This is a genomic window from Aquincola agrisoli, from assembly GCF_036621135.1.
Lineage (GTDB): Bacteria > Pseudomonadota > Gammaproteobacteria > Burkholderiales > Burkholderiaceae_C > Aquincola > Aquincola agrisoli.
Genome location: NZ_JAZIBG010000012.1, coordinates 18,023 through 35,648 on the forward strand (window position 1 = coordinate 18,023; position 17,626 = coordinate 35,648).

18 protein-coding genes are annotated in these 17,626 nt (G+C 71.2%); 6 read left to right on the forward strand and 12 right to left on the reverse strand.

What is annotated here, in order from left to right; all coding sequences use genetic code 11:
- Nucleotides 1–35: 35 nt before the first annotated feature.
- On the forward strand, nt 36–644 hold the full coding sequence (locus V4F39_RS04090) for an ANTAR domain-containing response regulator (protein WP_332288010.1): 609 nt from the start codon (nt 36–38) through the stop codon (nt 642–644).
- A 5-nt stretch (nt 645–649) separates the two neighbouring features.
- Here V4F39_RS04090 and V4F39_RS04095 read toward each other — a convergent pair whose 3' ends face one another.
- Nucleotides 650–2,272, reverse strand: a complete 1,623-nt coding sequence (locus V4F39_RS04095) for a sensor histidine kinase (RefSeq protein ID WP_332288011.1) — start codon at nt 2,270–2,272, stop codon at nt 650–652.
- A 101-nt stretch (nt 2,273–2,373) separates the two neighbouring features.
- Between V4F39_RS04095 and V4F39_RS04100 the strand changes: the two genes are divergently transcribed.
- From V4F39_RS04100 to V4F39_RS04110, 3 genes are read left to right on the forward strand one after another with little or no spacing between them, the layout of a single operon-like run.
- Entirely contained in the window at nt 2,374–2,841 is a 468-nt protein-coding gene (locus V4F39_RS04100; protein WP_332288012.1) for an Hpt domain-containing protein, read from the forward strand.
- Between the two features lie 16 nt (nt 2,842–2,857).
- A complete protein-coding gene (locus V4F39_RS04105; protein ID WP_332288013.1) occupies nt 2,858–5,104 on the forward strand; it encodes a putative bifunctional diguanylate cyclase/phosphodiesterase in 2,247 nt (748 codons plus the stop codon).
- On the forward strand, nt 5,105–6,907 hold the full coding sequence (locus V4F39_RS04110; protein WP_332288014.1) for a GGDEF domain-containing protein: 1,803 nt from the start codon (nt 5,105–5,107) through the stop codon (nt 6,905–6,907).
- 12 nt (nt 6,908–6,919) lie between these two features.
- Here V4F39_RS04110 and V4F39_RS04115 read toward each other — a convergent pair whose 3' ends face one another.
- From V4F39_RS04115 to V4F39_RS04140, 6 genes are read right to left on the reverse strand one after another with little or no spacing between them, the layout of a single operon-like run.
- Nucleotides 6,920–7,474 (reverse strand): DUF3299 domain-containing protein, encoded by a 555-nt coding sequence (locus V4F39_RS04115; RefSeq protein ID WP_332288016.1) that lies wholly within the window; start codon nt 7,472–7,474, stop codon nt 6,920–6,922.
- Between the two features lie 2 nt (nt 7,475–7,476).
- Nucleotides 7,477–8,736, reverse strand: coding sequence for an ABC transporter permease (locus V4F39_RS04120; protein ID WP_332288017.1), 1,260 nt, complete (start codon nt 8,734–8,736; stop codon nt 7,477–7,479).
- A complete protein-coding gene (locus tag V4F39_RS04125) occupies nt 8,733–9,503 on the reverse strand; it encodes an ABC transporter ATP-binding protein (protein ID WP_332288018.1) in 771 nt (256 codons plus the stop codon). Before V4F39_RS04125 ends, V4F39_RS04120 begins: the two co-directional genes overlap by 4 nt.
- Nucleotides 9,500–10,099, reverse strand: a complete 600-nt coding sequence (locus V4F39_RS04130) for a ZrgA family zinc uptake protein (RefSeq protein WP_332288020.1) — start codon at nt 10,097–10,099, stop codon at nt 9,500–9,502. The genes V4F39_RS04125 and V4F39_RS04130 overlap by 4 nt, the downstream gene beginning before the upstream one ends.
- Nucleotides 10,096–11,919 carry a metal ABC transporter solute-binding protein, Zn/Mn family gene (locus V4F39_RS04135; RefSeq protein WP_332288021.1) on the reverse strand — a complete coding sequence of 608 codons (1,824 nt, stop codon included), beginning with the start codon at nt 11,917–11,919 and terminating at the stop codon, nt 10,096–10,098. The genes V4F39_RS04130 and V4F39_RS04135 overlap by 4 nt, the downstream gene beginning before the upstream one ends.
- Nucleotides 11,916–12,656, reverse strand: a complete 741-nt coding sequence (locus tag V4F39_RS04140) for a metal ABC transporter ATP-binding protein (RefSeq protein ID WP_332288023.1) — start codon at nt 12,654–12,656, stop codon at nt 11,916–11,918. The genes V4F39_RS04135 and V4F39_RS04140 overlap by 4 nt, the downstream gene beginning before the upstream one ends.
- A 267-nt stretch (nt 12,657–12,923) precedes the next feature.
- On the opposite strand from V4F39_RS04140, the gene V4F39_RS04145 reads away from it, so the two are divergent.
- Complete coding sequence (locus V4F39_RS04145) at nt 12,924–13,304, forward strand: Fur family transcriptional regulator (RefSeq protein ID WP_332288025.1); 381 nt, start codon at nt 12,924–12,926, stop codon at nt 13,302–13,304.
- 115 nt (nt 13,305–13,419) lie between these two features.
- Nucleotides 13,420–13,668, forward strand: a complete 249-nt coding sequence (locus V4F39_RS04150) for a hypothetical protein (RefSeq protein WP_332288026.1) — start codon at nt 13,420–13,422, stop codon at nt 13,666–13,668.
- Nucleotides 13,669–13,686: 18 nt separating this feature from the next.
- On the opposite strand, the gene nusB is transcribed toward V4F39_RS04150, so the two are convergent.
- The 5 genes from nusB to ribD are packed head-to-tail and all read right to left on the reverse strand — an operon-like array spanning nt 13,687 to nt 17,595.
- Complete coding sequence (gene nusB, locus V4F39_RS04155) at nt 13,687–14,181, reverse strand: transcription antitermination factor NusB (protein WP_332288027.1); 495 nt, start codon at nt 14,179–14,181, stop codon at nt 13,687–13,689.
- On the reverse strand, nt 14,178–14,642 hold the full coding sequence (gene ribH / locus V4F39_RS04160) for a 6,7-dimethyl-8-ribityllumazine synthase (RefSeq protein ID WP_332288028.1): 465 nt from the start codon (nt 14,640–14,642) through the stop codon (nt 14,178–14,180). Before ribH ends, nusB begins: the two co-directional genes overlap by 4 nt.
- A gap of 1 nt (nt 14,643) precedes the next feature.
- On the reverse strand, nt 14,644–15,753 hold the full coding sequence (gene ribBA, locus V4F39_RS04165) for a bifunctional 3,4-dihydroxy-2-butanone-4-phosphate synthase/GTP cyclohydrolase II (RefSeq protein WP_332288030.1): 1,110 nt from the start codon (nt 15,751–15,753) through the stop codon (nt 14,644–14,646).
- 47 nt (nt 15,754–15,800) lie between these two features.
- Nucleotides 15,801–16,433 (reverse strand): riboflavin synthase, encoded by a 633-nt coding sequence (locus V4F39_RS04170; RefSeq protein WP_332288031.1) that lies wholly within the window; start codon nt 16,431–16,433, stop codon nt 15,801–15,803.
- Between the two features lie 43 nt (nt 16,434–16,476).
- Nucleotides 16,477–17,595, reverse strand: a complete 1,119-nt coding sequence (ribD, locus tag V4F39_RS04175; protein WP_332288033.1) for a bifunctional diaminohydroxyphosphoribosylaminopyrimidine deaminase/5-amino-6-(5-phosphoribosylamino)uracil reductase RibD — start codon at nt 17,593–17,595, stop codon at nt 16,477–16,479.
- Nucleotides 17,596–17,626: the final 31 nt, after the last annotated feature.

Here is a 17,626-nt window from a genome sequence, read left to right on the forward strand (position 1 = left end):
GGCAGCCGCGCGTGGTTGAGCCACAATCCGGCGCCATGTCCAGCAAAGGCAAGATTCTCGTGGTTGACGACGACCGGCTCGTGCTGGCGACGGTGTCGCACGGCCTCGCGCAGGCGGGCTACGAGGTGATCGACGCGGACAACGGCGACGACGCCATCCTGCTGGCGCGCGAGCACCGGCCCGATCTCGCGCTGCTCGACATCCGCATGGAAGGCAAGAGCGGCTTCGACGTGGCGGCCTACCTGCGCGAGTATTGCCAGGTGCCGTTCATGTTCCTGTCCGCCTTCTCCGACGACCAGACGGCGCGGCAGGTGGAGGCGCTGGGCGCCGTGGCCTACCTCGTCAAGCCGCTGGACATCGGGCAGATCCTGCCGACCGTCGACGCTGCCTTCGCGCGCCTGCGCCGGGCCGAGCCGCCGCGCGCGGCGTCCGCTGCCGCCGTGCCGGAGCGCCCGCGCGAGGGCGGCGATCCGCTGGGCGATGTGGTGGCGCTGGCGGCCGGCGTGCTGATGCACCGGTACTCGCTGTCGCGCACGCAGGCGCTGGAGCGGCTGCAGCGCCAGGCCCAGGCGGAGAACCGGTCGCTGCCGGCCTACGCCGAACGGGTGGTCGATGCGGTGGAGCTGCTAGCCGGCTCGGGCTGAGCCGGCTAGCTGCGCAGCGTGAAGTAGAAGCGCGCGCCCTGGCCGACCTCGGATTCGGCCCAGACGTCCCCGCCGTGCCGCCGCACGATGCGCCGTGCCGAGGCGAGCCCGACCCCGGTGCCGGGAAAGTCGTTCGCGCTGTGCAGGCGCTGGAAGACGCCGAAGAGCCGGTCCGCGAAGCGCATGTCGAAGCCGGCGCCGTTGTCGCGCACGACGAAGCCCTCGCCGTGGTCATTTGCCGTGCCTTCGAAGGTGATCTCGGCGCGTTCGCGCTGGCCGGTGTATTTCCAGGCGTTGCCCAGCAGGTTCTCCAGCACCAGGCGCAGCAGCGTTGGATCGCCCTGCGCCTGCAGGCCCGGCTGGATGTGCACCTCCACGTGCCGCTGCGGCTGCTGGCGGCGCAGGTCGTCGACGACATAGCTGGCCAGCTGCGAGAGGTTCACCGGCTGGCGGACCAGCGGCTGGTTGGACAGCTGCGCCAGGCCCAGCAGCGCATCGATCATGCTGTTCATGCGCGCGGCGGCGCCCAGCACGCGGTCGAGATGGTCGTTGCCGATGCGGTCGAGGGAGCGGCCGTAGTCCTCCTTGAGGATGCGGGTGAAGCCCTCGACCACGCGCACCGGCGCACGCAGGTCGTGCGAGACGGTGTAGCTGAAGGCCGCCGAATCGTTGTCTTCCGTCGCCTCGGGAAGGCCGGGCCGGGGCAGCAGCGCGAGCAGCCGGCCTTCGCCCGCGTCGCCCACCGGCATCAGGTGCACGGCCCACCCTTCGTGGGTGCCGGCATCGCCCGGCTGCAGCGCCTGCACCGCGCGTGCCAGGTCGTGTGGCAGCCGCGCCAGCAGCTCGTCCCAGGTGGCGCCGACGCCGCAAGCCAGGCGCTGCGCCGCGTCGTTGCACCGCACGATGCGCAGGCCGCCTTCGGCCGGGCTGGCCACCCAGAAGGGCCCCGGCAGCGTGGGCAGCAGGGCCTTGAACGCGGCGTGGTCCGCAGCCTGCTCGATGGCGTGGTCGAGCAGCCGCGCCGTGCCGCAGTGGCCTGCGAAGAGGCCCGCCTCGTCGAAGCGGGGCATGCCACGCAGCTGCCAGGTGCTGCCGTCGGGCTGCGTCACGCGGTCGTCGAGGGCGGTGTGCGCTTCCAGCTTGCCGCGGATCACGCCGGGATGCTGCGGACTGTCGAAACGCTCCCACAGCGGTACGCCGGCGCGGCCGAGCCAGTCGAGGGGCGGCGCGCCCAGCGGAGGCTGCAGGTGGACGAGCCGGTGCTGCCGGTCGGTGTGCCACTGCCAGACATCCAGCATCTGGCCCAGCGCCTGGCGCTCCAGGCGGGTGTCACGCAGCACGGCGGCGCTGCTGCGCCGGGCCAGCAGGTAGCCGGCCGCGGCCGCTGCACCCAGCCACAGCGCGCAAGCGAGCCACATCAGCCAGAGGGGCGGCACGGTCTGCGGCGCGGTTTGCTGCAATGCGATAAGGACGGGCCACACAGCCAGCAGCGAGGCCACGGCCAGCGCGGCCGCAATCTTGATGAGCGCCGCCGGGCCGCGCTGCGAAAGGAACCCGGCACGCAGCGGCGCTCGGCGTCCGTCGCGCGCCGCTGACGTTTCGGCGTCGTGAGGGGAGCCACCAAACATGCAAGGGATTGTATGCATCGGCGACGTGGCAAGATTCCAGCCTGGCTGCGCTGTTACGGGCGGCCGCCCGATTCATCGTTCCATTTCAGAAGCGGCCGACAATGGCCGAATATCGCCTCGTGCCCTTCTCTCCGCTCCGCTCCCAGACTCGCGCCCCCTCCGCTGAAACCGGCGAGGGCGGCGGCGGTGCTGCGCGGAGCGATCTGCCGGGCACGCTGCTCGCCATGCTGGACGAGGCCGCGCTGAACCGGCTGCGTGAGCTGGATCCTGCCGGCCAGATGGGGCTCGTGCTGCGGGTGCTGCGGACTTTCGACAGTTCAATGGCGAAACTGCTGATCCAATTGGAACAGGCGCGTGCCGCCGAGGACTTCCAGGCGATCAAGCATGTGGCACATACGCTCAAATCGTCGGCGGCCAGCGTGGGCGCGCTCCATCTTTCGCAGTTGTGCGCCGAGATCGAGCGCAACGTGCGCGAGCTGCAGACGGCGAGCCTGTCGACGCAACTCGATGCTATGGTTACCGAATGCAAGCGACTGCAGACCGGCCTGAAATTGCTTGGCAGTGCATAGCATGAGTCAACGACCCATGAACTCGCTCCACGCATTTGCCGACCAGCACGGCCCGACCGAGCCCAAGGTCCTGCTCGTCGACGACGACGAAGTGAACCTGATGCTCACCGCCGTCGCGCTGCGCGAGCGGGGTTTCTCGATCACGGAGGCGAGCAGCGGCGAACAGGCCCTGCAGATGCTGGCGCAGTGGGCGCCGGACATCATCGTGCTGGATGCGCTGATGCCCGGCATGGACGGCTTCCGCACCTGCACCGAGCTGCGCACGTTGCCTGGTTTCGAAAACATGCCGGTGCTGATGCTGACGGGCCTCGACGACGACGCATCGATCACGCGGGCGTACCAGGCGGGGGCGACGGACTTCTTCGTCAAGAGCACGCAGTGGAGCCTGCTGGCTGGCCGGCTGCACTACCTGCTGCGTGCGTCGCGCACGCGCGTCGAACTGGAGCGCAGCAAGACGCGCCTGGCCCGCGCCCAGGACCTGGCCCGCATGGGCAGCTTCGACTGGCGGCGCGGCCATCCGCCGGCCGGCGGCGGCATCGTGATCTCCCCGGAAGGCCTGCGCGTCTTCGGCCGCAGCCCCAACGAGCGGCTGGGCCTGCGGCCGCTGCTGCGCATGGTGCCGCCGAGCGACCGCCGCGGCCTGCTGCGCGTGCTGCACGAGGTGCTGGCGCACAGCTCGGTGCTGGCCACCGACGTGCCGGTGACGCTGCTCGACGGCCGCCAGCGCATCATCCACGTCGAGGCGGAGCCGGAGTTCAACGAGCACGGGCAGAGCAGCGGCTACACCGGCATCGTGCAGGACGTGACGGACCGGCGCATCGCCGAGGACAAGATCCGCCACCTCGCCAACTTCGATGCGCTGACGGGGCTGCCCAACCGACGCCAGCTGATCTGGCGCACCGAGCGGGCGCTGGAGCATGCGCGCCGCCTGAACCACCAGGCCGCGCTGCTGCTGATCGACCTCGACCGCTTCAAGATCATCAACGACACCCTGGGTCATGCCGCCGGCGACGAGCTGCTGATGGAAGTGGCGCGCCGGCTGCGCGCCTGCGTGCGCCACTCCGACCAGGTGATGGAAGGGGCGCTCGAAGCCGTGGGCTCCCGGTCGCACCGCACGCTGGAGGCCGTGGGCCGGCTGGGCGGCGACGAATTCGTCGCGCTGCTGCCCGAGGTGGCCGACGAGCGTGACGCCGAACGCGTCGCCGCCCGCGTGCTCGATGCGATGCGCGAGCCGATCTTCGTCGCGGGCCAGGAGTGCTTCGTCACTGCATCGGTCGGCATCGCGCTCTTTCCGCGCGACGGCGCAGCCGTGGCCGACCTGCTGCGCAACTCCGACGTCGCGATGTATGCCGTCAAGTCGCAGGGCCGCAACGCAGCCTCGGTCTACAGCCCGCAGCTGGCGGGGCGGGGCCGCGAGAAGCTCGAGCTCGAAAGCGCGCTGCACAAGGCGATCGAACGCGACGAGCTGGTGCTGCACTACCAGCCCAAGGTCGACGTGCGGGCGGCGCGCATGGTCGGTGCCGAGGCGCTGATGCGCTGGCAGCGCGGCGGCACGCTGGTGCCGCCCGGGGAGTTCATCCCGTTGGCCGAGGAAACCGGCCTGATCATCCCGTTGTCGGAATGGGCGATCCGCGAGGCCGCCCGGCAGGCCAAGGCGTGGGCGGTGAGCTTCGGCTTCGCCGATTCGATCGCCGTCAACCTGCCCAACCGGCTGTTCGAGCGCTCCGACCTCGTCGAGCACATCCACCAGTCGGTCGGCACCTATGGGGTGCCGCACCGGTCGATCCAGCTGGAGATCACCGAAACGGGCCTGATGAAGGACCTGCAGAACGTGATCCCGGCGCTGCACCGGCTCAACGAAATCGGCGTCGAGATCTCGATCGACGACTTCGGCACCGGCTATTCGTCGCTGGCCTACCTGACCACGCTGCCGATTTCGGAGCTGAAGATCGACCGCAGTTTCGTGCGCGACCTGGGCATCACGCCGCAGAGCTCGGCGGTGGTCACCGCGATCATCGCACTGGCGCGCTCGCTGGGCCTGCGGGTGATCGCAGAGGGCGTCGAGAACCTTCGGCAGATGGAGGTGCTGCACCGCCTGGGCTGCGGCGTGATGCAGGGCTTCCTGTTCAGCCGGCCGATCCCGCCCAACGACATCGAGAAGTGGCTGCAGCAGACGGTGCTGCCGCGCAAGGCGCCCTGGATCGCGCAAGCCTCTACGGACGGCGGCGAGCCTACCCGCGTGATCGGCGGCGGCCGCCTGTAGATGAACGCCACCCTGACGCCGGCGCAGATCGCCAAGGGTGCGTTGCGCCGCCTGGCCGTCACGCAGCAGGAGCCTACCCCCGAGAACTACGCGCGCGCCTGGGCCGAGGAACTGGGCCAGCCGGCCGCCGCCGCGGCGCTGCCTGAACGCAGCCGGCCGCTGCTGGAGCGGCTGGCCGCCCGCGCGAGCGACGATGCCGACAGCCGGACCGAGCTCGTGCGCAGCCTGATGCAGGGCCAGTGGGACGACTTGGCGCGGGCGCTGGACCGCAGCGCCGACCACGGTGCCTCGTCGGCCCAGGCGTGGGCGGGCCTGCTCGAGCGCATGGTGCGCGGCCTGGAGCGCGGCGGCCGGCAGTGGACCATGGCACGCAAGAAGGACAGCCTTCAGCGTGTGCTGGACGGCAGCCGAAGCGATCTTCCGCGGCTGCAGCAGCGCCTGCGGCAGCTGGTCGCCGGCTGGGACAGCGATTCGAACGTGGACGAGGGGTCGGGCGATGCGGGCGGCGCTGCCGTCCCCGTGCACCACGCGGCCGCGGCGCAGGAGCCCGCCAGCGCGGCGGTCGGCGGCATGCCGGCCTCGTCGGCAGGGCACTGGCCCGAACTCGCGAGCAGCCTGAGCGGTACCGTCGTGGCTGCCTTGCCGACCTCGGCGCCCAACGCCTGCGAACTGGCGGCGACGCTGGCCCAGTTGGCCGACCGCATCCACCACGAAGGCGCGACGCCGGAGCTGGCGCAGGCGGTGCACGGCGTGTGCGAGCGGGCGCGCCGGCTGTTCGCCCATCGGCATCACCTGCTGGAGCAGGTGGGCGCGCTGTGCCTGGAGCTGACTGCCGGCCTGACGGAGCTGGCCGAGGAGGGCAGCTGGGCCCAGGGTCAGGCGGAAGCGCTGCGTGCGCGGCTGCAGGGCGAGGACGCCGACACAGGCGCCGAGACGCTCAACGTGCGCGGCGTGCGTGCCGCGGGCGAACTGCTCGCGCAGACCCGCCAGCAGCAACACCGGCTGCGCTCCGAACGCGACCAGGCGCGCGATGCGCTGAAGACCCTGATCCACAGCCTGCTTCAACAGGTGGGCGACCTCGGCGACGAGACCGGCCGCTTCAGCGAGAACCTGGGCCGCTACGCCGAGACCATCGCCGAGGCCGACTCGCTGGTCGACCTGGCGGGCGTGGTCCAGGCCATGGTCGACGAAAGCCGCGCCGTGCAGCAGCGGGTGAGCCGGACGCAGCAGCGGCTGAGCGAGGAGCACGCCCGTGCGAGCGAGCTGGAATCACGCGTGCGGGATCTGGAGGGCGAGCTGCGCCGCCTGTCCGACGAGGTGGCCACCGACGCGCTGACGCAGGTGGCGAACCGGCGGGGCCTGATGCAGGCCTTCGAGGCCGAGCGTGCGCGCATCGACCGCGACGGCCGGCCGCTGGCCGTCGGGCTGATCGACATCGACAACTTCAAGCGGCTCAACGACACGCTGGGCCACGGCGCCGGCGACGAGGCGCTCAAGTCGCTGGCCCGCCGGGTCCGCGAGGCCCTGCGGCCGATCGACCATGTGGCGCGGTTCGGCGGCGAGGAGTTCGTGGTGCTGCTGCCGGACACCGGGGTGGAGGAAGCCCAGCAGGTGCTGACCCGGCTGCAGCGGCAGCTCACCGCGAGCCTTTTCATGCATGAAGGCCAGGACGTGTTCGTCACGTTCTCCGCGGGCGTCACCGCCTACCGGCCTGGCGAGCGCATCGAGGTGGCGCTGGAGCGCGCCGACGAGGCGCTCTACGAAGCCAAGCACCAGGGGAAGAACCGCACCTGCGCAGGATGAGCCACGCCGGGCTCAGCGCTTCTTGGCGTCTTCGTCCGCGACGTACTTGTCGACCGACACCGCTTCCATGCGGTAGCCGCTCGTGCCCATCGCGGAATCGGTGCGGCTGAGCTGCAGCTTGCCGCGCACCCATACCGCGTCCATCGACTTCAGCTGCTTCAGCGGCGCCTTGGGCAGCACGTGGACGATCTGGTTGGCCGGCGGCGGCGGCGTGTGGATGCAGGCGCCGAAGTAGGGCACGAGCAGGAATTCGGTGATGCCGCCGTTGGCTTCCTCCAGCGGGACCACGTAGCCCGGGAGCCGCACGGCCGCGTTCTGCATCGCCGAGTTGGCCGGCGCGTTGTTCCAGACCTCCCGCAGCTTGTTCAGCATCTCGACCGCCCGGGGGTCGCCGTCCTGCAGGCTGGCCGGCGCGTCCTTGAACTGCGACGACGGATCCCAGTCCTTCGGCACCAGGGCTTCCCAGGTGATGGTGCGGTACTCCCCGCCCGGCGGAGCGGCGAAGGCCGCCGGGGCGGTGGCGGCGAAGGCGATGGACAACAGCGAACGGCGGGACAGCGACGACATGCTCAGATCCTTGGTGACAACCCGTCGGCCAGCGACAGGCGGTAGGCGCGCAGCCCGGGCAGCAGGCTGGCGAGCCAGCCGGTGGCGATGACGGCACTCCACAGCGCCCACTGCACCGGCGACGGCAGGCCCCAGCCTATCACCAGACCGTGATGGGCCTGCAGCCAGGGGCCGAGCGCCGCGGTGAGCCCCAGCACGAGGACGAGCCCGAGCACCGCGCCCAGCAGGGTGACCAGCGCGCCTTCCAGTGCGAGCAGCGCGACGATGTGGCGCAGCCCCGCACCCACGGCGCGCAGCACGGCCAGCTCGCGCCGGCGTTCGTTGAGGCTGGTGAGGACGACCGACACCAGCCCGGCCAGGCTCACGATGCCGACCAGCGCCGACATCACGAGCAGTGCACGCTCCCCGACGCCGACCACGTCCCACAGCTCGTCGAGCGCCACGCCGGGCAGGATGGCCATCAGCGGCTCGCCGCGGTAGTCGGCCACCCAGCGCTGCACGGAGAACACCGCCGGCCGGCTCTTCAGGCCGACCAGCGCCGCGGTGACGGCCCGGGGCTGCAGGTCCATCTGGCGCAGCTTCTCGGGCGAGAGGGCCATGCCGGGCACCTGCATGCCGCCGAGCCAGTCGATGTGCAGCGCTTCCATCGACTGCAGGCTGATGTGCACCGTGCGGTCCACCGGGGTGCCGGTGCGCGCGAGGATGCCGGTGACGACGAAGGGCTTGTCCGCATGCTCGGCGACGAGCTCCCCGCTGCCGTGGGCCAGCGTCAGGCGCTGGCCGAGGCGGTAGCCGAGCTGCTGGGCCACGTCGGCACCCAGCACGGCCTCGAAGACCTGGGCGAAGGGCTGGCCTTCGGCCAGGCGCAGCGGCTGGCGGTCGCCGTAGCGGAAGTGCTGGAAGTAGTCGGGCGTGGTGCCCAGCACCGGAAAGCCCCGGTGCGAATCGCCCAGCGACAGCGGCACCACCCAGGCCACTGCCCGGTGGCCGGCCAGCGCCTGCACGCTCTGCCAGCCCATGTTGTTGGTCGCCGCGCCGATGCGGAACACCGAATAGAGCAGCAGCTGCGTCGAGCCGCTGCGGGCGCCGACGATGAGGTCGGTGCCGGAGACTGCCGACGAGAAGTTGGCGCGCAGGTCGGTCCGTACCCGCTCGATGCCCAGCAGCAGCACGGTCGCCAGGGCGATGGAGCACACGGTCAGCATCAGCGTGAAGCGGCGGTTCCACGCGCTGCGGGCGGCCAGGCCGATCAATGCCTTCATGCCGCGGCCTCCTCGCCGGCCGCCAGCGTGGCGCCGGCCGCGCGGTTCAGCGCGGGCAGCGACACCCTGCGCTCGAAGCGCGGGGCCAGCCGCTGGTCGTGGCTGACGAAGACGAGGGCGCTGCCGGCGTCGCGGCAGGCGTTCAGCAGCACCTCGACGAAGCGCTCTCGCAGGTCTTCGTCGAGTGCGGAGGTGGGTTCGTCGGCGATGACGAGGGCCGGCCGCCCGATGAGGGCGCGGGCGGCCGCCACGCGCTGCTGCTGGCCCACGGACAGCGCCGTGGGTTCGCGCTGCCACAGCGCGGCGGGCAGGGCCATGTGCCCGAGCAGGCGGCGCGCCTCGCCCTGCGCATCGCCGGCTGCCCGCGCCCGCACCGCGGAGAAGCGGCAGGGCAGCAGCACGTTGTCGAGCACGCTCAGGTAGGGCAGCAGGTTGAATTGCTGGAAGACGTAGCCGACGTGGTCGGCGCGCCGCTGGTCGCGCCGGCTCGACCGGAGCGCGGACCAGGGCGTGCCGAGCAGCTCCACGCTGCCGGCTTGCGGCTGCAGGACGCCCGCGAGGATGGTCAGCAGCGTGCTCTTTCCGCAGCCGCTGGGGCCGTGGAGGAAGAGGGTCTCGCCGGCGGCCACGTCGAAGCGGTCGATGTCGAGCGTGGGGGTGGCGGCGCCTGGCCAGCTGAAGCGCAGGCCGGTGCAGGCCAGCAGCGGGCCGCCGGCGCCGGCCGGCGCGCCCTGCACGCGCGCAGCAGGGGAACTTGGCAGGCTCATCGCGTCAGGTTGACGCGGCGCGCCTTGCCGGTGAGCGTGCGCTTGAGCTGACCCTGCGGGGCGGCCACCTGGACATCGATCGTGCGGATGCGGCGGAAGGCGTCGGCCAGGCCGACATCGATGTACTTGGCCAGTGACGCGTCGGTGCAGCGGAACTCGACGGCGGCCTGCAGTTCGGCATGGTCTTCATGGGCACCCTGTGCGCCGTGGCCGGCCTGGGGCGCCTGCGGTTGGCCGCCGGGCTCGCCCAGCACCGGCGCGTCGATGTCGACCTTGGCGAGCGTGCAGCCGGCGGCGGGGTCGACGACCAGCAGCTTGTCGGCTTCGCGCAGCTTGGCCAGCGCCTGGGCCGCGGCCTGCCGCTCTGCATCCGTGCGCGGCGCGCGCTCGAAGCCGAGCAGGCTGTCCAACGGGGTCTCGATCTGCACCGCCAGCGATTGGCGCTCGACGGCGATGTCCAGCGACGCCTTGCCATGCTGGTGGGCCGCGTGGCCGGCATGGCCGTGGGGTTGTGCCCAGGCGGCGCCGGCACCGGTGGCCAGCAGCAGCACCGCAGCATGGCGGCACAAGGTCTTGGAGAGGCGTCGTGTGGTCATGGTGTCGCGGTGCGGCCGGCGGTGAGCCAGGCGGTGGTCAGGGTGGTCAGGTTGTGCTCGAGCAGGCGCAGCAAGGTGTCTGCGCCGGCGCCCGGCGGCGAGAGTGTGTCAGCGTAGAGCGTGCCGCCGATGACGGCACCGGTGTCGCGTGCGATGCGCTCGGCCAGCCGCGGGTTCCCGGTGTTTTCCAGGAAAAGGGCGCGCACGTGCTCGGACTGCATCTGCCGCATCAGGCGGGCGATGTCGGCGGCCGACGGTTCGGCGGCCGTCGTCCAGCCCTGCACGCCGACCAGGCGCACGCCGTAGGCGGCGGCGAGGTAGCCGAACGCGTCGTGCGACGTGATGGCGCGCCGGCGCTCGGGAGGCACCTGCGCGACGCGGGCCCGCAGGCGCGTGTCCAGCGCATCGAGCCGCTGGAGGTACTGCGCCGCGCGGCGCTCGATCGCGGCGGCCTCCTGCGGTGCCAGCCGCGTCAACCCTTCGCGAAGGTTGGCGACATAGCGGCGCACGTGGGCGGGGTCGTGCCAGGCGTGGGGATCGGGCGCACCGAACACCTGGCGCGCGGCGATGCCCTCACTGGCGATCAGCACCGGCCCGCGGTAGCCGGAAGCGAAGACGAGCCGGTCGAGCCAGCCCTCGAAGCGCAGCCCGTTGACGACCACCAGCTGTGCCGAGCTGATCTGCCGGACCGCGGCCGGCGTCGGCTCGTAGACGTGTGCATCTCCGCCCGGGCCGACCAGGCTGCTGACGTCGAAGGCGTCTCCGCCGACCTCCCTGACGAGGTCCGCCAGGATCGAGAAGCTGGCCACGACGCGGGGCTTGGCCGGCAAGGGGGGCACGGTCTCCGCGCGGGCCTGCGGTGCGGGCGCCAGCAGGAGGGCGGCGGCAGCGGCGCCGAGGACGGTGAGGGCCGCGGCGCGCGGCCGTCGAGCCGGCCCCGTCGTGCCTGGGTGTCGCCGCCATCGCGCACGCAGGCTGTCGTGGCGTCCGAAGGCCAGCGAGGCCAGGTAGCAGCCGCCCGCGGCGAGCACGATGGCCGGGCCCGAAGGCAGGTTCGCGTGGTACGACAGCAGCAGCCCGGCCCAGGCGCTCAGCGCCGCGATCACGCTGGAGAGCCCGGCGAGTGCACCGAGGCCGCGAACCCAGAAGCGTGCGGCCGTGGCAGGCAGCATCAGCAGGCCCACGGCCATCAAGGTTCCCAACGCCTGGAAGCCGGCTACCAGGTTCGCGACGACGAGGGCGAGGAAGGCGTAGTGCACCGCCGGCGCAGCCCGCGACACGGACCGCAGGAAGACTGGGTCGACGGCACCGGCGACGATCGGGCGCCACAGCAGCGCGAGCAGCAGCAGCGACGCGCCGGACACGGTGGCCACCAGCTGCAACGAGGCGTCGTCGACGGCGAGCACGCTGCCGAACAGCACATGCATCAGGTCGACGCTGCCGCCACGCTGCGCGATCAGCAGCACGCCCGCGGCCAGGGCGATCAGGTAGAAGGCGGCGAAGCTGGCGTCTTCCCGCTGCGGCGTGAACCGCGCCACGGCGCCCGCGAGCAGCGCGACCAGCAGGGCCGCGGCGAAGGCGCCGGCGCTCATCGCGCCGAGCGACAGGCCGGCCGCCAGGTAGCCGACGGCGGCGCCGGGCAGCAGCGCGTGGGCCATCGCATCCCCCACCAGGCTCATTCGGCGCAGCACGAGCAGCGTGCCGAGCGGGCCGCAGGTGAGCGCCAGGGCCAGGCAGGCGACCCATGCCCGGCGCAGGAAGGCGAACTCGACGAAGGGTTGCCACAGCATGGCGTACAGGTCGTGCATCAGCATCGTCATGCGGCCACCTCGGCCATGCGCTGGTGCGATGCCATGCATGCCTGCGCGTGCTGCCAGGCGTCGGCGGTCAGTGCCTCGGCGGGGGCGCCCCAGGCCATCGGCTGGCGGGCGAGCAGCAGCATGTTGGTGAAGTGATCGTGCACGACGGCGTGCTCATGGAGCACGGCGATCACCGTGCGGCCTTCGCGCTGCCACTCGTGCAGCAGCGCCAGCATGTCGGTGGCCGTCCGTTCATCGAGCGCGGTGAACGGTTCGTCGAGCAGCAGCAGCCGGGCATCCTGCAGGCACAGCCTGGCGAAGAGCAGCCGCTGGAACTGTCCGGTCGACAACTCCCCGATCAGTCGGCGCTGCAGGCCCTGCAGCCCGAGGCGCGTCAGCGCCCCGTCGATCGCCCGGCGGTGTGGCACGCCGACGGCGCCGAAGGCGCCAATCCGCGGCCAGAGGCCGAGCGCGGCGAAATCGTCGACCTGGATGGGGAAGCTGCGGTCGATCTGCGTGCGTTGCGGCAGCCAGCCAATCCGGTCGCGCAGGTCGCTCGCGATGGTGATGCAGCCCGCAGCCGGAAGGTGGCCTGCCAGTGCGCCGAGCAGGCTGCTCTTGCCGGCGCCGTTGGGCCCGACGATGGCATGCAGTTGGCCACGTTCGAAGATGCCCGTGACGGGGCCGACCGCCGAAGCCGCCCCATAGGCCACTTCAACGGCGTCGAGCCGCACGGCGGGCGCCGTGTCATGCAGCATGGCGGAGCGCCCATTCGACGAGCAGCCACAGCGCCACGGTGGCTGACAGCGCAGCGCCGACCCGCGCAGGGGCACCGGCTGCCAACAGGCCGCAGCAGGTGCGCCCGCCGCCAGGCCTGCGGCCGTCCGGCGCCCGATCGGCGTCTGGGGAAACAACGGGTGGGTTCATGGCCGCGGATGCATCGTGATCCCTAATGATAACGAATTCTCCTTATCGGGCCATGCCAGAATGCCGGGGCTCGGCCTCCCGTCCCGCTGCCGCCAGCCATGGAAAGAACCACCCGCCAACGTTCCGCCATCCGCGCCGTGATCGACGCTGCCTCGCGGCCCTTGTCGCCCCAGGAGGTGCTCGAAGCGGCGCGTGCCGAGGTCAGCGGGCTGGGCATCGCGACCGTCTACCGCAACCTCAAGCTGCTGGTGGACGAGGGCAGCATCCAGGCGGTCGCGCTGCCGGGCGACAGCCCCCGCTACGAACCGACCCACCTGGCGCACCACCACCACTTCCAGTGCAGGTCGTGCCAGCGTGTCTTTGACGTCCACGGATGCCCGGGAGATCTTGCCCGGCTGGCACCGGCCGGCTTTGCGGTCGACGGGCACGAGCTGACCTTGTACGGCCGCTGCGCCGAGTGCATGGCGGCGCAGGGCTGACATTCCTGGCATGCCAGGGCGCCGGTCGCCCACGGTTTCGTCCTTCAGGGGGATGCAGTGCGATTTGCTGCACAGGCACCATTGCCGAACCCCCCTGATTCGAGGATGCGACATCATGTCGACGATGCAGCACTCAGCCCCGCCCCAGTGGTTCGGCACCACGCTGGCGGCGCATGGCTTCGACGCCCGCGATTTCGAGCTCGAGCGCGATCCGGAGCCCGATCTCAGCGCGGCGCTGGGCCTGCAGGACAGCCTGATGCTGGTGCGCCGGCGGTCGACCGGCGCGGTGCGGTTCTACCTCGGCGCTTCGTGGCTCACCGCGGTCTCGTGCGACCTGGCGGCCGGCGAGTTCGGCCGCGCCTGATGGCGCGGCTGCGGCGGGTCAAGCGGGCCGGCGCGCCTCTCGCGCGGCCTGGGTCTCGACAGGGCGCAGGTCGGCAGCCGTCTTGTCGAGCACGCCGTTGACGTACTTGTGGCCGTCGGTGCCGCCGAAGCTCTTGGCCAGTTCGACCGCCTCGTTGATGGCGACCTTGTAGGGGATGTCGACGCAGTGCTTGAGCTCGTACGCGCCGATCAGCAGCACGGCGTGCTCGACGGGCGACAACTGCGAGGTCTGGCGGTCGACGTGCCGCGCGATGACGGTGTCGAGGTCGGCCGCCTCGGTGATGCAGCCGTGCAGCAGGGCATCGAAATGGACCGCATCCGCCTGGGCGAAATCTTCCTGTTCGCGCATGTGTGCGTCGATGACGCCGGCGTCGGTGCCGGACACCAGCCATTCATACAGGCCCTGCAGGGCGACCTCGCGGGCACGGCGCCTCGCGACGTTGGCCGCGGACGGCCGCTTGCCGCCGTGCGGCTTCTTGGGGGCGGGGCTCACTTCAGGTCCTTCAGCAACAGGGCCATTTCGACCGCGACGCGTGCCGCGTCGCGGCCCTTGTCCTCGGCGCGTGCCCGGGCCTGGGCATCATTTTCGACGGTCAGTATCGCGTTGGCGATGGGCAGCGCATGGTCCAGCGACACCCGGGTGACGCCGGCACCGCTTTCATTGGCCACCAACTCGAAGTGGTAGGTCTCGCCACGGATGATGCAGCCGAGCGCCACCAGCGCGTCGAAGCGGCCCTGTCCGGCCAGCGCCTTCAAGGCGAGGGGCACTTCGAGCGCGCCAGGCACGGTGATACCGACGATGCGTTCGGCAGATACGCCCAGCGCCTGCAGCTCGGCACGGCAGGCCGATTCGAGCTGGCGGGTCAGCGCGTCGTTGAAGCGGGCGCGGACGATGCCGATGGCGAGTTGCCCGCCATCGATGCCGGCGGCATCGCCCTTGTCTGAGCCTTGCATATCAATCTTTCGTAGAGGGCGCGGCGGTGAAGCCGGTGACTTCGAGCCCGAAGCCGGTCATGCTGGGCATGCGGCGCGGTTTGCCCAGCAGGCGCATGCGCCGCACGCCGACATCCCGCAGGATTTGGGACCCGATGCCGTACGTGCGCAGGTCGATGCTGCCGCTGTTGCGCAGCGACGGCCCGCCTTGGGGGGCCAGGGCACGCGTCAGCAGGCCCTCCGCGTCGTCCCCGCAGTTCAGCAGCACGGCGACCCCACGCCCGCCGGCCTGCAGTGCGGCGAGCGCGCTGGGCAGCGGCCAGGAATGGCGTGTGCCCGCGGCGTCGAGCAGATCGATCAACGACAACGGCTCGTGCACGCGCACGAGCACTTCATCTTCGGGTTGCCACTGCCCCACGCTCAGCGCCAGGTGGGCGCCGCCCGTGCGATCCCGGTACACGATGCAGTCGAATGTGCCCTGGGCCGTCGTCAGTCGGCGGGTGCCGACGCGCTCGATCATCGATTCGTTGTGACTGCGGTGCTGGATGAGGTCGGCGATCGTGCCGATCTTCAGTCCATGCTCGCGGGCGAAGATCTCCAGGTCGGGCAGCCGGGCCATCGTGCCGTCGTCGTTCATGATCTCGCAGATCACCGACGCTGGCGTCAAACCCGCCATGGCCGCCAGGTCGCAGCCGGCTTCCGTGTGGCCGGCGCGCATGAGCACGCCCCCCTCCTGCGCCTGCAACGGAAAGATGTGGCCTGGCTGCACCAGGTCGCCGGGCACGGCCCCTTTGGCCACTGCCGCCTGGACGGTGCGGGCGCGGTCGGCTGCCGAGATGCCGGTGGTCACGCCTTCCGCAGCTTCGATCGAGACGGTGAAGGCGGTGCCGTGCTTGGTGCCGTTGCGGCTGGCCATCGGGGGCAACTGGAGGGCTTCGCACCGTTCGCGCGTCAACGTCAGGCAGATCAGCCCGCGCCCGTACCGGGCCATGAAGTTGATCGCTTCGGGCGTCGCATGCTCGGCGGCCAGCACCAGATCGCCTTCGTTTTCGCGATCCTCCTCATCGACGAGGATGACCATGCGGCCGGCTGCGAGCTCGGCGACCAGCTCGGGAACAGGAGAAATGGGCATCAGTGGATTGTAGGTGGCGGCTGGAACGGCTCCGCCGCCGGGCCTCGTCAGTCGGACGCCGCGGCCTCGACGCTCAGCATGCGCTCCACATAGCGGGCGATCAGGTCCACTTCGAGGTTCACCGGCCGTTGCGGCGCCAGTTCGCCCAGCGCCGTGTTCTCCAGGGTATGCGGGATCAGGTTGATGCTGAACTCGCAGCCTTGCGGGGCGTCGGTGACGCGGTTGACGGTCAGGCTCACGCCGTTGACGGTGATGGAGCCCTTGTACGCGAGGAACTTGCCGAGTGCCCGCGGCGCCAGTATCCGGAGCTCCCACGATTCGCCGACGGGCGAGAAATGGGACACCGTCCCCACCCCGTCCACATGGCCGGACACGAGGTGGCCTCCGAGGCGATCATGGGCACGCAACGCCTTCTCGAGGTTGATGCGGCCCCGCTCGGCGAGGCCGGCCGTGCGTTGCAGGCTTTCGGCGGAGATGTCGATCGTGAAGCAGTTGGCCGCACGGTCGAACGACGTGACGGTCATGCACGCCCCGTTCAGCGCGATGCTGTCGCCCAGCTGCACGTCGTCGAGGTAGCCCGGCGGGGCAGAAATCGTCAGCCGCCTGCCGTGCGTGGCGTCGGGCCCGAGCGGGTCGATGCCGGTGATGCGGCCCACGCCGCTGATGATGCCTGTGAACATGCGCCGATTCTCGCAGTTCGCGCGGGGCAGGGCTTGGCCAGGGTCAGAACTCGGCAGCGCCCGCGCGGCGCAGCCGCAGGCGCAGGTCGGTACCCACGAAGGCGCTGTCGACGAAGTGGAACGGCAGGCCGTCCGCCAGCCGCTCCAGCGGGCCGAATGCCGCCATGTCGCGGCCACTGCCGAGCAGCGTGGGTGCAAGGTAGACCAGCAGTTCATCGACCAGCCCCGCACGCAGCAACGAGCCGTTGAGCCGATGGCCCGCTTCCACGTGGAGTTCGTTGATGCCGCGTGTTGCGAGGTCGTCGAGCAGCGCCGCGAGATCGGTCTTGCCATCGGGGGTGGACGGCAACGGCGCCACTTCGGCATGGATGGCATCCAGGTGCCTTCGGCTTGCCGCCACCGTGGTGTAGACGAGCGCCTGGCCGGGGGGCTGGAGGACACGCGCCGTCGGGGTGATTTCCAGCCGCGAATCCACGATCACCCGCAGCGGCTGCCGGTGCGTTCCCACCAGGCGGACGTCCAGGCGCGGGTCGTCGTCGCGCACCGTGCCGATCCCGGTGAGGACAGCCCCGGCGCGCTTGCGCCAGGCGTGGCCGTCGGCACGCGCCTCGGGGCCCGTGATCCACTGGCTCTCCCCGTTGTGCAAGGCCGTGCGGCCGTCGAGCGACGCGGCGATCTTCATCCGCACCCACGGTCTGCCGCGTTGAACACGCGACAGGAACCCGATGTTGATGTCCCGAGCCTGCGCGGCCAACAGGCCGAGCCGCACGTCGATGCCGGCCTGTCTCAGCCGGGCGAGACCCTTGCCGGCAACCTGAGGGAAGGGATCTTCGAGGGCGACGACGACGCGAGCGACGCCGGCGTCGATCAGCGCGTCGCAACAGGGCGGCGTGCGGCCATGGTGCGCGCAGGGCTCCAGCGTGACGTAGGCCGTGCTGCCGCGGGGATCATGGCCGGCCTGTCGCGCCGCCCTCAAGGCCATCACTTCGGCGTGAGCCTCGCCGGCTGCCTGGGTATGCCCGCCTGCCCGCCATCCGGCTCCTACCAGGACACAGCCGACGCGGGGGTTGGGGTCGGACAGGCCGATGGCCTTGTCTGCCCATGCCAGGGCCTCGTGCATGGCTTGCACGTCTTCGGCGGTGAAGGACTGCGTCGTCGACATGGCCGGGATTGTCGGCCAACCCATGTGCCCC

What these genes read in the sequence shown, in the direction of transcription:
- V4F39_RS04090 (WP_332288010.1), top strand. Translation starts at nt 36, where the DNA reads ATGTCCAGCAAAGGCAAGATTCTCGTGGTTGACGACGACCGGCTCGTG.
- V4F39_RS04095 (WP_332288011.1), bottom strand. Translation starts at nt 2,272, where the DNA reads ATGTTTGGTGGCTCCCCTCACGACGCCGAAACGTCAGCGGCGCGCGAC.
- V4F39_RS04100 (WP_332288012.1), top strand. Translation starts at nt 2,374, where the DNA reads ATGGCCGAATATCGCCTCGTGCCCTTCTCTCCGCTCCGCTCCCAGACT.
- V4F39_RS04105 (WP_332288013.1), top strand. Translation starts at nt 2,858, where the DNA reads ATGAACTCGCTCCACGCATTTGCCGACCAGCACGGCCCGACCGAGCCC.
- V4F39_RS04110 (WP_332288014.1), top strand. Translation starts at nt 5,105, where the DNA reads ATGAACGCCACCCTGACGCCGGCGCAGATCGCCAAGGGTGCGTTGCGC.
- V4F39_RS04115 (WP_332288016.1), bottom strand. Translation starts at nt 7,474, where the DNA reads ATGTCGTCGCTGTCCCGCCGTTCGCTGTTGTCCATCGCCTTCGCCGCC.
- V4F39_RS04120 (WP_332288017.1), bottom strand. Translation starts at nt 8,736, where the DNA reads ATGAAGGCATTGATCGGCCTGGCCGCCCGCAGCGCGTGGAACCGCCGC.
- V4F39_RS04125 (WP_332288018.1), bottom strand. Translation starts at nt 9,503, where the DNA reads ATGAGCCTGCCAAGTTCCCCTGCTGCGCGCGTGCAGGGCGCGCCGGCC.
- V4F39_RS04130 (WP_332288020.1), bottom strand. Translation starts at nt 10,099, where the DNA reads ATGACCACACGACGCCTCTCCAAGACCTTGTGCCGCCATGCTGCGGTG.
- V4F39_RS04135 (WP_332288021.1), bottom strand. Translation starts at nt 11,919, where the DNA reads ATGACGATGCTGATGCACGACCTGTACGCCATGCTGTGGCAACCCTTC.
- V4F39_RS04140 (WP_332288023.1), bottom strand. Translation starts at nt 12,656, where the DNA reads ATGCTGCATGACACGGCGCCCGCCGTGCGGCTCGACGCCGTTGAAGTG.
- V4F39_RS04145 (WP_332288025.1), top strand. Translation starts at nt 12,924, where the DNA reads ATGGAAAGAACCACCCGCCAACGTTCCGCCATCCGCGCCGTGATCGAC.
- V4F39_RS04150 (WP_332288026.1), top strand. Translation starts at nt 13,420, where the DNA reads ATGTCGACGATGCAGCACTCAGCCCCGCCCCAGTGGTTCGGCACCACG.
- ribH (WP_332288028.1), bottom strand. Translation starts at nt 14,642, where the DNA reads ATGCAAGGCTCAGACAAGGGCGATGCCGCCGGCATCGATGGCGGGCAA.
- ribBA (WP_332288030.1), bottom strand. Translation starts at nt 15,753, where the DNA reads ATGCCCATTTCTCCTGTTCCCGAGCTGGTCGCCGAGCTCGCAGCCGGC.
- V4F39_RS04170 (WP_332288031.1), bottom strand. Translation starts at nt 16,433, where the DNA reads ATGTTCACAGGCATCATCAGCGGCGTGGGCCGCATCACCGGCATCGAC.
- ribD (WP_332288033.1), bottom strand. Translation starts at nt 17,595, where the DNA reads ATGTCGACGACGCAGTCCTTCACCGCCGAAGACGTGCAAGCCATGCAC.